Origin of the sequence: Alteromonas sp. W12, from assembly GCF_001924945.1 — a bacterium.
GTDB classification, from domain to species: domain Bacteria; phylum Pseudomonadota; class Gammaproteobacteria; order Enterobacterales; family Alteromonadaceae; genus Alteromonas; species Alteromonas macleodii.
The window spans coordinates 749256-763067 of record NZ_LQXH01000001.1 but is presented as its reverse complement, the minus strand read 5'-3'; the positions used below and the strand labels follow the sequence as shown (position 1 = coordinate 763067).

The window sequence follows — 13812 nt, the reverse complement described above, 5'->3', positions numbered from 1 at the left end:
CATCAGAACAAGATTTTAAGCCGCCTTTGCACTTTCCATTTCTTTTCTGGAACACAGTAGCAGTGACAGTGCGCCTATTGCTGCAAAAACGGCTGCGGTAACGAACGTCTCATAGGCGTTAGTGCCTTGCTGCCACTGCTGCCCTGCCATGTAGTTTCCAAATGCGCCACCTAATCCAAACGCTATACTGATGTATACCGCTTGCCCTCGGCTTTGATACGCCTTCGGCAGGAACTGGTGGATAAAATGCACCGATACTGCATGCGTTAAACCAAAGCTTAACGCATGAATAAGCTGACTCAACACAATCACCATAAAGGTATCAGCGAATGCCGCCATGACATACCAGCGAAGCCCTGTCAGTGCGATGCTCACAAACAATAAATTCCACACGCCAAACTGGCTAATCAGACGGCGGGCAATAAGAAATATCCCCACCTCGGCAAGTACCCCAAGCGCGATAAAGATGCCAGTTTGTTGGCCGCTGTAATCAAGGTCGCGCATGTAAAGTGCGAAAAATCCGTAATACGCACCAAAGCTAATTTGCAAGCACGCTGAAGCGAATATAAAGATGGCGAAAGGTTTTTGTTTGACGTATTTCCAAATACTTCCCGCCGTAGACGTTTCAGGTGCAGCTTCTTTGGGCGCACGTATGAACAAGGTACTGATGAACAGTAACGCGAGTACACCAATACTGGCGTGCACTGGCGTATCGGTAGAAAAAATATCTAGGGCTTTACCCACACCGACCGTCAAACAAATAAAGCCAACGCTCCCCCATAGCCTTACCTGCCCATACGTGGCATTGGTTTTCGCCACCGTATTCATGGTAATAACTTCAAGCTGAGGTAACACCGCTGTCCAGAACATCATCATTAACCCGAAAGCCAACGTAAGCCCCCAAAAACTGGTGAAGTAAAACACCGAACTGAAAGTTAGTACGGTGAGCAAGCAGCCTAAACGCATTACGCCAATGGCATTACCCGTTTTATCGGCCACGCCAGCCCACAGGCCAGGCCCTAAAATACGCGCTAGCGTTATAACCGCAAAGAGTTCACCGATTTCGGCAGAAGAAAATCCCCGCCCATCAAGGAAGATACCTAAATAAGGCACAAGCACGCCAAGCTGACCGAAGTAAAGCCAGTAGGTGATAGCAAGAATAAAGAGGCCGGTTTTGCTGCTTGCTATGCTCGCCGCAGTATTGTTGGCATCGTTTAGGCCATTTGGTGACAATTCACATCTCCATATGCAAAAACGCCACTAGCGCAGAACCGGCAGTGGCGAATGATAAAATTAATTAGCGCAACATGCGCTCATGCTGCGTGTATCTTTAATCCGCGTTAACGTCGCAGTCTTGGCATTGCGGTCTTACGATTTAAAAAACTGCTATGCCTGACCCGCAATTGGTTTCGTGGTCGACTGCACACCGGCATTTTGCGCGCGGTGGCGCAGCAGATGATCCATCAATACCAGTGCCAGCATGGCTTCGGCAATAGGTACAGCACGGATACCCACACACGGGTCGTGACGACCTTTGGTGACGATATCGATTTCCTCATTGTCTTTATTGATAGTTTTACCGGGAACCGAAATACTTGAAGTCGGCTTAAGCGCCATGTGTACTTCAATATCCTGACCGGTAGAGATGCCGCCTAGCACGCCACCTGCATGATTAGATGTGAATCCTTCAGGAGTCAGCGTATCGCGGTGTTCACTGCCTTTTTGATTAATAACATCAAAACCATCACCAATTTCCACGCCTTTCACTGCGTTAATTCCCATCATGGCGTGGGCGATTTCAGCATCTAGCCTATCGAAAACAGGCTCGCCTAGGCCTACAGGCACATTCTTCGCAACAACCGATACCTTCGCGCCAATGCTGTCGCCTGACTTTTTAAGGTCTCGCATGTACTCGTCCAGCGCGTCTAGCTTAGAATCATCAGGACAGAAAAACGGGTTAGTGTTGGTTACGCTGTGATCAACCTTATCTACTGTTACCGGCCCAAGCTGAGACAAATAGCCTAATACCTCAATACCGTGCACTTCTTTAAGGTACTTTTTCGCAATACCACCTGCGGCTACGCGAATAGCCGTTTCACGTGCAGACGAACGACCACCACCGCGATAGTCACGGCTTCCGTACTTTTGATCGTAGGTATAGTCAGCGTGGCCTGGACGAAAGCGGTCCTTGATATTGCCGTAATCTTGGCTTCGCTGATCTTTATTTTTAATCAATAAACCAATACTGGTGCCAGTAGTTTTACCTTCAAATACGCCAGATAGAATTTGTACTTCATCGTCTTCTCTTCGCGCCGTAGTATAACGAGAGGTGCCGGGCTTACGTCTGTCTAAATCAACCTGAAGATCTTCTTCAGTGATCTCAAGTCCTGGAGGGCAACCGTCTACTACACCGCCAATTGCAATGCCGTGGCTTTCACCAAACGTGGTTACAGTGAAAAGTTTTCCGAAGCTGTTACCTGACATAATTAACTATTAATCCTTACTACTAAAATACTGTACTAGTGTGTCTTTGCGCACGGCGAAAATACCTGAACCACCGTTATCGAATTCAAGCCAAATCACTTCTAACCCGGGGAACCTTTCGCTCATGTGCACTTCGCTATTTCCAACTTCAACGAATAACCAGCCACCGTCATTAAGGTAAGTTGGCGCCTCTTTAAGCATGATATCAACCAGTTCCAGACCGTCTTCACCTGCGGCAAGTGCAAGCTCAGGCTCGTGGTGATACTCTTCAGGCAAGTCAGCCATGTCCTCTGCGTCAACATAAGGCGGATTAGACACGATAAGGTCGTATTTCTGCCCTTCTAAACTTGAAAACAGGTCAGACTGAATGGGATAAACACGGTGACTAAGACCATGCTCCTGAATATTAATATCGGCCACTTCCAATGCATCTGTGCTGATATCAACGGCATCTACCTGCGCCTCTGGGTATGCATGAGCAAGCGCAATAGCAATACACGCACCGCCCGTGCACATATCAAGAATACTGTTAGGCGTCGATTCTACAAATGGCGCAAACTCTTTTTGAATGAGTTCAGCAAATGGAGAGCGAGGAATGAGCACTCGCTCGTCTACGTAGAACGGCATACCGCAGAACCAGGCTTCGTTTGTGATATAAGGCAATGGCATGCGAGTTTGCACGCGCTTTAAAACAAGCTCTGCAATCTTCTCTCGCTCGCTTTTCGTTAAGCGAGACGTCATTACGCTGTCCCCAACTTGTTCCAATATAGGATGAGGCAAATGTAAGGCTTGCATAACTAGGCTTGTCGCTTCATCCCATGCATTGTCAGTACCATGACCAAAATACAAAGCCGCATCGTTAAAACGGCTGGTTGCCCATCGTGTCATATCTAACAGGGTATGCAGATCTTCAATGGCTTCTTCGAGGTAAAACTTATCGGTCATGGCGTTTGGGTACATCAAAAATTTCAAAGCTGGTATCATACCCAAACTTCATACCGATTCACATAATTAACTACGTACCGAATCTTTCTATTCGTTATAATTTAGGCGTTTTGAATCGTTAAACTCGAGTGTATTTATCCAAGCTATCGTTGATGAAAACCTTTAAAAAAGAACTCAAAGCATTGAAGAAGCAACTTTCTGAACCTCATCGCCATAAAAGTCAGGCGAGACAGGAAGGCGCCCGTAATGGAAATATGTCTACGAATACCGAGGAAGAGACCTTTTCATTTGCCGATGCAATGCAGGGAGTGACGCCTTTATCACAAGATAAAGTTGAGCCTGATAAGCAAGTTGAGTTATTTAAGAAGTCACAGCAGGTAAAAGGTAAACATCTAAAACACAGTAAGCAATTAGCGGCAAGCTTCGACTTTTCTGATATGTACCAGGCAGCGTTGCCGCAAGAAGGACCCATGCGCTTTTGCCAAGAAGGTGAGTCTACGCATATTTTGAAGCAGCTGCGCCGTGGCGACTACTCGCCAGAAATGACTTTAGATTTACATGGCCTTACCCGAGAGATGGCAAAAGCCGAGCTTGCCGCACTTATTCACACGGCAAGAAAAGAACTGATAGATTGCGTGTGTGTAATGCATGGTTTTGGTCAGGGCGTGCTAAAAGCCGCCCTGCCCCATTACTTAGTTCAGCACCCACACGTACGTGCATTTCATCAAGCGCCCCTCGAATACGGTGGACAAGCAGCACTATTGGTACTCATCGACATACCGCTTCAAAACAACAAGCGTTAATTTGCACCTGGACAGCCATACATGGTGACTTATTTGTCTTCATCTGCACTGTTGTGCATAAACAAATAAGTGTAATACATCATCATCGCTACAATAATGCCTATACCGAGTAGTGAGCCCCATACTACGGGGTCTTTCATCATAGTCCACAACATAAGTAATCTCCTCTTCAACTAAGTAAATAGTAGAAGAGGCGTTAGATAGAGGATGTGATCCAGATCAAATTCGATTTCTAGTCGTTAGCTGTCGGCCTAATTATTTGATCCAGGTCAACATACAGTTAATACCAATCCCCATATTTGTCGCGCCAACACAATTGGGGCTTTGCCATACTTAGTTGTAACGATTGAATATGTTCAGGTTACCCTCATAACCAAGCAACGCCTCCGCATTACGGCACAGCTGCTCCATCGACTCACTAACTTGTATATCAAAATTGGGGGGTGTTGCTCGAAGACTGTGTTGAAAGATTTTGGCGTTTACATGGTTCGCAAGCAAAAGAAAACCCAAACATCCATACGTTCTCAGAAAGGGAAGCCGTGAGCAAAGTTGAGATGCGGCAGTATGTGTAATCGTTAAACTTTTGTCGGGAATAGATAGAATTACCCACTTATCAAGTTTCTGACCCTCTCTTGCGATATTCCTAAACCATCCGTCGACAACGCTATCGTCGTATACATTGCTTGGTATATCGAATAGAACATTGTTGACGTTGAAAAAACGGTATTGATGCTGACTACCTACCATGGCTACCTCCTGTTATGCCTTCATTCAATTGGTAGAGTGGAGCACTGAGCAAAGATCAGTTTTGACATGGCGAGTTCGCCTAGTTAGGACTGTTATGGCTATCGTCTGGCATTATTGAACTGATTAACACTGTGGGCCTGCAGACAAGCAAGTACTTTTTCACTCAACCACAGTGTTGCCTGAGCAGTGTCGTCAAAGTATTCGAATGCTAGTGTTGAAGATTCATAAACACGAGACCAAAACTTTTTTTGCATTGCCACACCTTCTGGTTCATGAAGCACCACTGCCGTGGCAATTAGCCCCAATGCTACGGCTTTACTAACAATTTCTTGCCCAGCGTTAGTAGCCTCCATGGGCGCAAGTGCCAGACCATGCACATTTACTAAGCTTCCCCAACACGGTGTATCAATATTCTTTCTTTGTGCGCCAACCACACGCTCATACTTTTGCATGAACTCAAGATTAAACGGACCTACTAAGTCTATATGTAGAATATTTTGCTCTGCTTGAAAATGAGCGTGAACCTCTCCATGCGCACTAAACTTGTCTATATCCATACGTTCCTCCACTTGAAAAGTATAGAACAAGATCAGGGCCAGATAAATTTGTTGCATATTGAGGGATAGAATTAATTTACAAAAAGGTATTGCAAATCATTCTCATTTACACTATCTTGTAAATGCCTGTTCGACGTTGGGTAAAAAACGGTCTTGGCTTAGCGTCGCTGAGGGATAGACGCCCGTCTATCCCTCAATTTTTTTCTTCAATATATTTTTCTACTTATTTTAATCAACGTTCATAGACGCATAAAAAAAAGCGACTATCACGTCGCTTTTTCTCGCTTCTTTAATTTAGCTAAACAGCTTCATAAACCAACCTTTTTGGAGATCTTCCTCACAGGTTTTAAGTTGCGTAGCATAGCGCAGCGAGCGCGCTTTAACTTTTGACGCCACTTTCTTAAGCCACGGCTTTCTATCATAGCTTCTGCGTTTGTACCCGCCCCATCCTTCGTGATAGTTAAGGTATTGCGCGTAGGCGTCCCATTTAGAAATACCGTTCACTTTTTGCGACTTGTAAATAAACCATCCCATAAAGTCGATAGCGTCCTCGAAATCATCACGATCTGCACCACCGTTATCTGTTTCTCTCATATAGTCAGACCAGGTAGGTGTTTTCGCTTGTGAATAGCCATAAGCCGAACTAACACGCCCCCAAGGAATAAGCCCGAAGAAAACGTAATCACGCGGTGGAAGCGCATCGTGGCGGAAGGAACTTTCTTGATACATCATGGCCATTGGAACATGTATAGGAACACCCCATTTATCGCGGGCATCAGCAGCTGCATCATACCAATCGTCCTTTTCGTAGAATATTTCGCACAAATTACTGATGTCTTTAGGAGGCGTAGTTGCACACCCAGCGATAAACAGCGGAAAAAGAACGATGAGAGTTGATAAAAAAACAACCAATTTTTTGAACTTTTGGTTCATAGCTTGTCTTAACTAATGTTCTAGTAAAATGTGTGTTTCCCTGGAACCCTTCGATGCCTGACCTATGTCAGGCATTTTTTTTTGCTGGGGCCTCAGCGAAATAATCACGAATAAATGTATCAAAGTCTTTAACATCAGCAGCTTCTATTTCTTTTTGAGCAGCAAACGACACGTCAGCTTGGGCAGCAAAACCAGCAGCATCCGTATCCGTGTATTCAAAAGACTTCATCTCAGCTTGATAAGCTTGTGCCAGTTCTAAGCCCAACACGCCATTATCTTTGTCGCTTTCTAGCAAAGTAGCAAGTAGTTTACCTGACGGTGTTAGCGCCGGATCCGCCACTTTTTCAGCCTCGACGTTCACCGCTTGTGTATAACGCGACGTATCATTGGCTAAATCGAGTAATTCGGCCGCTTGCTCGAAGGACTTAAACAGAGAGGCACACCATTTAGGTAGTGAAATATTTTCTCCGCCATTTTGCAGGAGCAAATCAGGGTTTCGCCCTTCTAACACCACTTTATTCATATTCTCTTTAGCTTCTTTAAGCTGCGCTTCGTCAAGTTCTGCACTTGGCATTAGTAAGCACGCAACTAAGAAAACATCTAAGAAATCGAATTGCGTCTGTAAAATACCAATTGCCGAAAATGGATTTACATCTAGAGCGCGCACTTCAATGTAGCTGATACCGCGTCTAACCAAAGCGTCTGTTGGCTTTTCCATTGACTGAGTGGGCTGCTTAGGGCGTATAGGCGAGTACAGTTCATTTTCAATTTGAATGATGTTGCGACTTAACTGTTGATAATTGCCCTCTTCGCCTGCAGCAAACTGGCTGAACCGGGATGACGGCGTATTCATCGCATCGCGCAGCAAGGTGACATAGTTGTCTAGCTTGTTGTAACAAATCTTAAGCGACGATTGCTCTGCACTTGTGTAGCCTAAATCACTCATGCGAAGTGATGTCGCGTATGGCATGTATACCGTGCCCCTACCTACCTTTTTAAAAGGTAACGCATGCTGCTTTCCTTTTAAAAACGATCCACATAATGCAGGGGATGCACCGTACAAATAAGGAATAAGCCAACACAACCTGCGGTAGTTTCGGATAAGCCCAAAATAATCGGCTGAAGTCTGCTCTTGAGAATGTTCTTTTCCGTTCAGTTCAGCCCATAGCTTCCAAAACGTTTCGGGAAGAGAAAAGTTGAAATGCACGCCGGCAATTGCCTGCATCATACTGCCGTAGCGGTTTTTAAGACCAATGCGATATACACGCTTCATCTTGCCCACATTTGACTCACCAAAATAGGCGATGGGAATGTGCGCTTCATCATCTATAAAGCATGGCATACTTAGCGGCCATATTTGCTCTTCACCAATATTATCAATAACGAATTTATGGATATCTTTTAACTGAGAAATCGTTTTGGCAGCACTGTTTTCTGGCGGCGTAATGAATTCAAGCAACGATTCAGAAAAGTCTGTGGTGATTGAATCATGGGTTAGCGCAGATCCCAGCGGTTTAGGATGGGGTGTTTGTGCCAACGTACCGTTCGGGTTTATACGAAGGGCTTCGCGCTCAACGCCGCGCTTAATATCTTTTAGCGCAGCGAGAAATTCGGGTGACTTAAGCGCAGCAATGCGCGCTTCAAAACGGGATGAGTCTACAGTCAAAATGGTGGTCCGTTATGTCAATATAGCCCCCTGTTATGGGGGGCAATAATGTAAATTCAACAAAAATCAATCTATCAGTTTAACGTTTCTCGGGTATTACTCTCTACTGATAACTCGATAATTGGCATCGATAGCGCGTTTAACTGAGGCAAAATTTTAGCTTTATCGCCTACTACAATAATTTGCATCTTATCAAGATTCAAATATTGCTTTGCCAAGGTATCCATCGTTTTCTTATCAATATTGTTGATAATAGCAAGCTGCTCTTCACGATAGCCTTTATCAAGACCATAGCTAAGCAATTGCCTTAAAAAGCGCGCTTTACTGGTAGGTGTTTCAAATTCAAGTGCGTCGCTTAACGTAAAGGCATTGCGCATGAACGCAATTTCTTCCTCGGTTACACCTTCAGTGCGGTAGCGATTAATCTCTTTTAAAATTTCAGCGATACCTTCACCTGTGTTAGCAGCAGTGAGGTCGGTACTTGCTTCAAACCAGCCAAGGGTTTTGCCACCAACGAAACCACTATTTGCTCCATAGGTGAAGCCTTTATCTTCTCGAAGGTTCAGATTTATGCGGCTATTAAATGCTCCCCCTAATGGAAAGTTCATAAGGCGAGACTTAAAGTGATCGCCTGTCGCATCAAAAGGTAAGCTTCTATCAACAATAAATACTACCGACTGAACCGCTTCTGGGCTATCCACTAGGAAGATTTGGTTTTCTTCGTACTTGGGAAAGTCGCTGTAATCAGCAAATTCATAGGTATTCCCCTTCCACTGACCAATAAAGTCTAGTGTATTCACCATGTCTTTTTTCGGTAAGTTACCAACAACGACGATACTCGCTTTATCTGGCGAATAGTAATTGGCATAAAACGTTTTAACATCTTCCAACGTGATATTCTGCACAGTTTGCAGCGTGCCTTCATCCGGCAGGCTCACGCGGTTATCTTCACCAAAAAGAACGAGGTCACGCGCGCGGCGAGCTAAGCTAGACGGCGTTTTCGCTTGCTGCTGCAAGCCTTGTACAACACGCTCTTTCATGCGGTTGAAATCTTCTTGAGTGAACGCAGGGTTGAACAGCTTTTCTTTTAACAGTGCTAGGGTTTCATCTAAATGCTTGGTTAAGGTAGAGACGTAAACTTGTGAGTATCTACCTGCAGTACTAAATCGGATAGCGCTACCCAGTTTTGCAAGTTCGCTGGCTAATTCTTCGTTGCTGTAATGCTTTGTAGTTTCATTCATAAGTAACGCGGTTAAGTAGGCCGTACCCGCTTTACCCTCAGGGTCTAGCAACATGCCTCCATCCATACCTAATGTAAGCGTTACCGTTGGCGTTTCGGTGCTGGTTACGCCAAGTATTTCAATGCCGTTAGCAAGTTCAGACTCCCAATAATCAGGAACTTCCACAACCGGTGCCTCACCGGCTTTCGGCATTACGCTTCTATCAAAGCTAGGGGCGGTATTGGTAGATGGGGCACTGGTAACAGCTTCATTTTCAGACACTTCTACCGTATCGATTTCAATATTTCTCACCGGACGTTCAAAGGTCTGCTCAGCCGCAGCGAGCTGAACCTGCCCTTTGGGCACCACGCTTAATACAACGCTATTGGCGTCTTTAATGTATTTATTGTAAACACGCATAACGTCTTCAGCAGTTACGGCGTTATAGCGCGCAATATCTTCGGCAATCAAATCTGGCGTTTGGTAAAAGGTTTCGTTAGCGGCGAGGGCTGACACTTTGCCAGACACACTTTGTAAGCCAAATACCGTACGCGCTTCAATTTGTCCTTTTGTACGCGCTAAATCATCTGCCGTTACACCACGTGTCTCAAACTCTTTTAGGGTTTCATTCAGTACGTTCTGGAGAGTAGAAAGTGAAGTAATTTTTGCAGGGTTAGCCAAAGCGAGTAGCTGGAATTCACAGGCAAGTTCGCGGCAAGGGTGAGACACCACGGCTTGCACCGCCATGCCTTCTTTCACTAGGTTTTTGTAAAACAGTGAGGTTTTTCCACCGCCTAAAATATCGGCCAATACGTCCAGTGGCGCTTCGTCTTCATGGCGACCATACACTGTAGGATAAGTTATTTGCAGAAGCGGAAGATGAACTTTATCTTCTAACGTTACATAACGGGTTTCGTCTAGCGTTACTGGCTGAGGCTCAGGCTCTTCTACTTTAGGTCCTGTTGGGATTTCCCCAAAGTACTTATTCACCCACGCTTTGGTTTTGGCTACGTCGATATCGCCACCAATAGTTAGGACCGCATTGTTCGGGCCATACCAGCGCTTAAAAAAGGCTTTTAGGTCATTGACGTCAACGCGGTCTAAATCTTCTACATAGCCGATAGTCATCCACGAGTATGGATGCCCTTCGGGATATAACGCTTCACCATTAAGCTCGAAACGCAATCCGTAGGGCTGATTGTCCACACGTTGTGCACGCTCATTTTTAACCGTTTCTCTTTGGTTTTCAAACTTAGTTTGGTCTACGGCTTCTAACAGATAGCCCATTCTGTCAGATTCTAGCCAAAGGACTTTCTCCAATTGGTTAGCCGGTACGGTTTCAAAATAGTTTGTGCGATCGGTATTGGTTGTGCCGTTTAAGTTACCGCCCGATTCCGTAATAACCTTAAAATGCTGCTCATCGGCAACGTGTTTTGAGCCTTGAAACATCATGTGCTCAAAAAAGTGAGCAAAACCCGATTTACCTACCTCTTCTCGCGCAGAGCCAACGTGATAGGTAACGTCAACATGAACCAGTGGATCAGAATGGTCTTCGTGGAGAATGACGGTAAGTCCGTTTTCTAATGTGTACTTTTCGTAAGGAATAGACACGGTGTTCGACGAATCAGCTACTGTGTTTAGTTGGTTATTCGTCTTCTCTTCCTGTACGTGCTGACACGCTGTTACTGCAATGACGCCTATGGTCATAACGAAGGTACGTAGGGTCAGTTTTCCTGACATGATGATTCCTTTTAAATTACTACACATTCTTCACTCTGCCTTTTCACTCTATATTCACTGAGTGGTACTTGGCTTATTGGGTGAAAACAGAGGTTGCTATCTCTATAGCGCAAGCGAATTTTCGAAGACTACCAGACTTTTTAGCGCTTTACTTGCTTCGACTTTGCTATGATTGTATTAATTTGTGTATTTCTGAAATACACTTACACTTCATAGTCTTTTGTAAAATAGGCTTTAGCCAGTTGAATTCGCTAAGTGGTACGAATGAACTGACAAACGGTTTCCATTTGGAATAGAAATAGCCCAATAGAAGTTGCGAAATAAAAAGGATAGTTGCATGGATCAGTCAACAACAGTAGTCGATATTGATTTTGGAATGTCACAGCTAAGTGGTAACAAAAAACTGTTGTTCACCCTACTTGGTAAGTTTACGGACGAATACCGTTCTCTTGATGCTGACTTGCAGGCGCATGTTGCTAAGGGTGATTTTAATGAGGCTTACTCTCTTGTTCACACACTAAAAGGCGTGACAGGAAACCTAGGGCTTTTTGCTTTGCACAATGCGAGCAAGCCTGTAGAAAGCGGCTTTAGAAACGACAAACGCGTTGCTGAACAATACCCTGCTTTTATCGCAGTACTAGATGAAACCATTGCTGCGGTTGATGCGTTGTTCAAAGAGCCAGAAGTCACAGCTTCTGCCCCGGCACCGGCGAATGGAGCAGCAGCTGAGCAAGCGCGAAAACAGTTAATGACAGCGCTGAAAGCGAGCGAGTTTATCGCCCAGGACAAACTGGATGAATGGCTAGATGCCCTTGCCCTACCACAAGAAAAGCGCTCGGCTATTATCGATGCGGTAGACGAACTTGACTATGAAGAAGCCATTTCAGAGTTAGAAAATAGCTAGTGCAGCCGATCCCCGTTCTCTTTGAAAATACAGACCTCATTATTGTTAACAAGCCTATTGGCATTGCTATGCACGATGCCACCAGTGAGGCAGATGTTAGAGAAAATATTGCCGAAAACGGCGAACCAGAAAAAATAGACGGCATTGTCACCCGATTAAAAAAGCAGTTAGCCGTAACAGAACTGCATCTATGCCACCGCTTAGATACGGGCACGTCGGGCTGCTTGTGTCTTGCTAAAAATGCAGCTGTAGCCGGAGAAATTGGCGTGCTTTTCTCATCACGACGTGTGAGCAAATACTACTTGGCGCTAAGTGATCACAAGCCTAAAAAGAAACAAGGCATGATAATGGGCGATATGAAAAATCGTCGAGGCGGCCAGCGGATTTTGCTAAAAACCACAGAAAACCCGGCTATCACTCAGTTTTTCAGTAGCGCGGCTAAGCCCGGTACCCGAGGGTTTATCGTTAAGCCTCACTCGGGGAAAACCCATCAAATTCGTGTGGCGCTTAAAAGCATTGGCGCACCTATTTTGGGTGATACACTTTATGGGGGTGAGACATCAGACAGGCTGTATCTTCATGCATGGCATTTGCGCCTACCTTTGTCTTCTGGTGAATTATCGGTTACTGCACCTTTCGATACAGGTGAAGTCATAAACGAAGCCGATGTGCAGACTTGGTACAATGGGCTTAATGCGCCTGGGACTTATCCATGGCCTTCCCTGCCCGCACGCTTTTTGCCGGCGTGCTAGGGGAAAACGCGAACGGCCTAATAGGTGCTAACCTAATAGGTGCTAATAGTCATAAGAAAATAGAAGCTACTTTGAATGTTTAATAGGTGCTAATGGGTAAACTACATATAGTTGGCGGCGGTGCCATAGGAAGCCTCATTGCTGCAAGCTCCCAGAAAAATGGCGTGCCGTATGACTGCTACCCCAGAGACATGAAAACCATGCCCTCTTGCGCACACTGGCAAAACGGCCAAACCACTGCGCTAAAACCTGCGAAGCCTTCACCTATCGTGTTACCTAAAAGTGATGTACTGATAATCCCCTTGAAAGTATATCAACTTAAAGCAGCCCTATTGCAATGGCTTCCCTATCTCACACAACAATCTACCGTTGTGCTGCTTCACAACGGTATGGGCGGACTTGAGATCGCAAGAGATTTACTAGGCGGCGATTATCCGTTGCTTCTTGCTACAACCAGTCATGGCGCGTTAAAAGTAAGCGCGTCGAGCGGCGATTTTCATGTTAAGTATACTGGCGTTGGCGCAACGCAAATTGGCGCGCCTAATGTAGATAAGCCATCACCTCAAACATTGGCCGCCCTCTCACAAATAGCGCCACAGCTAGCCAGCGCAATTGCGACGTTAGATAACGCACTTCCGCCGGTGCAATACCAAAGTAATATTCTAAAAGCACTATGGACGAAGCTTTCCGTTAATGCTGTGATTAACCCACTAACGGCGCTTCACAATATCCAAAATAAGCATATTGCTAAGCCTGAATTTGAACAAAGCCGTATTTCAATTTGCAATGAGTTTACTCAGGTAGCGGATGCTTACGGGCTAGATTTTGATGCACTGTCAGTTCATGAAAATGTGCTGTCTGTAGCCAAGGCGACCGGAGAAAACTACTCAAGTATGCATCAGGATGTTGCTCACGGTAGACAAACAGAAATAGACGCCATCAACGGTTACATTGTAGATATGGCAACAAGAAAGGGTATTTCCGTTCCCGAGAATACCCTTTTAGTAGAGCGTGTTAAGGCGCTGAAGCTTTAACAGCGCCGAGCACCTAAATCACGCAAT

General features: G+C 45.2%; 13 protein-coding genes. 4 read left to right on the top strand and 9 right to left on the bottom strand.

Annotated elements, in window-relative coordinates:
• Positions 1-15: 15 nt before the first annotated feature.
• The 3 genes from AWH61_RS03145 to prmB all read right to left on the bottom strand — a co-directional run bounded on the left by AWH61_RS03145 (position 16) and on the right by prmB (position 3429).
• The gene (locus tag AWH61_RS03145) at positions 16-1233 is read right to left on the bottom strand and encodes an MFS transporter (RefSeq protein ID WP_075176197.1); all 1218 of its coding nucleotides are present in this window, start codon (positions 1231-1233) and stop codon (positions 16-18) included.
• Positions 1234-1386: 153 nt separating this feature from the next.
• Entirely contained in the window at positions 1387-2484 is a 1098-nt protein-coding gene (gene aroC / locus AWH61_RS03140) for a chorismate synthase (RefSeq protein ID WP_075176196.1), read from the bottom strand.
• A gap of 9 nt (positions 2485-2493) precedes the next feature.
• Entirely contained in the window at positions 2494-3429 is a 936-nt protein-coding gene (prmB, locus tag AWH61_RS03135) for a 50S ribosomal protein L3 N(5)-glutamine methyltransferase (RefSeq protein WP_039226525.1), read from the bottom strand.
• A 152-nt stretch (positions 3430-3581) separates the two neighbouring features.
• Here prmB and smrB point away from each other — a divergent pair, with 152 nt between their 5' ends.
• Complete coding sequence (smrB, locus tag AWH61_RS03130; protein WP_014948757.1) at positions 3582-4232, top strand: endonuclease SmrB; 651 nt, start codon at positions 3582-3584, stop codon at positions 4230-4232.
• 29 nt (positions 4233-4261) lie between these two features.
• On the opposite strand, the gene AWH61_RS20280 is transcribed toward smrB, so the two are convergent.
• From AWH61_RS20280 to AWH61_RS03105, 6 genes are all read right to left on the bottom strand, one after another.
• A complete protein-coding gene (locus AWH61_RS20280; RefSeq protein WP_012517787.1) occupies positions 4262-4387 on the bottom strand; it encodes a hypothetical protein in 126 nt (41 codons plus the stop codon).
• A 178-nt stretch (positions 4388-4565) separates the two neighbouring features.
• Positions 4566-4979 (bottom strand): hypothetical protein, encoded by a 414-nt coding sequence (locus AWH61_RS03125; RefSeq protein WP_014948756.1) that lies wholly within the window; start codon positions 4977-4979, stop codon positions 4566-4568.
• Between the two features lie 98 nt (positions 4980-5077).
• Positions 5078-5536 carry a hypothetical protein gene (locus tag AWH61_RS03120; RefSeq protein WP_075176195.1) on the bottom strand — a complete coding sequence of 153 codons (459 nt, stop codon included), beginning with the start codon at positions 5534-5536 and terminating at the stop codon, positions 5078-5080.
• Between the two features lie 294 nt (positions 5537-5830).
• Positions 5831-6469, bottom strand: coding sequence for a transglycosylase SLT domain-containing protein (locus tag AWH61_RS03115; protein ID WP_075176194.1), 639 nt, complete (start codon positions 6467-6469; stop codon positions 5831-5833).
• Between the two features lie 67 nt (positions 6470-6536).
• Positions 6537-8135 (bottom strand): glutamate--cysteine ligase, encoded by a 1599-nt coding sequence (gene gshA, locus AWH61_RS03110; RefSeq protein ID WP_083605849.1) that lies wholly within the window; start codon positions 8133-8135, stop codon positions 6537-6539.
• 74 nt (positions 8136-8209) lie between these two features.
• Positions 8210-11095 carry a M16 family metallopeptidase gene (locus tag AWH61_RS03105; protein ID WP_075176192.1) on the bottom strand — a complete coding sequence of 962 codons (2886 nt, stop codon included), beginning with the start codon at positions 11093-11095 and terminating at the stop codon, positions 8210-8212.
• Between the two features lie 337 nt (positions 11096-11432).
• Here AWH61_RS03105 and AWH61_RS03100 point away from each other — a divergent pair, with 337 nt between their 5' ends.
• The 3 genes from AWH61_RS03100 (at position 11433) to AWH61_RS03090 (ending at position 13785) form a co-directional block, all read left to right on the top strand.
• On the top strand, positions 11433-11999 hold the full coding sequence (locus AWH61_RS03100; RefSeq protein WP_075176191.1) for an Hpt domain-containing protein: 567 nt from the start codon (positions 11433-11435) through the stop codon (positions 11997-11999).
• Positions 11999-12751, top strand: a complete 753-nt coding sequence (locus tag AWH61_RS03095) for a pseudouridine synthase (protein ID WP_075176190.1) — start codon at positions 11999-12001, stop codon at positions 12749-12751. Before AWH61_RS03100 ends, AWH61_RS03095 begins: the two co-directional genes overlap by 1 nt.
• A gap of 92 nt (positions 12752-12843) precedes the next feature.
• Positions 12844-13785, top strand: coding sequence for a ketopantoate reductase family protein (locus tag AWH61_RS03090; protein WP_075176189.1), 942 nt, complete (start codon positions 12844-12846; stop codon positions 13783-13785).
• Positions 13786-13812 lie beyond the last annotated feature (27 nt).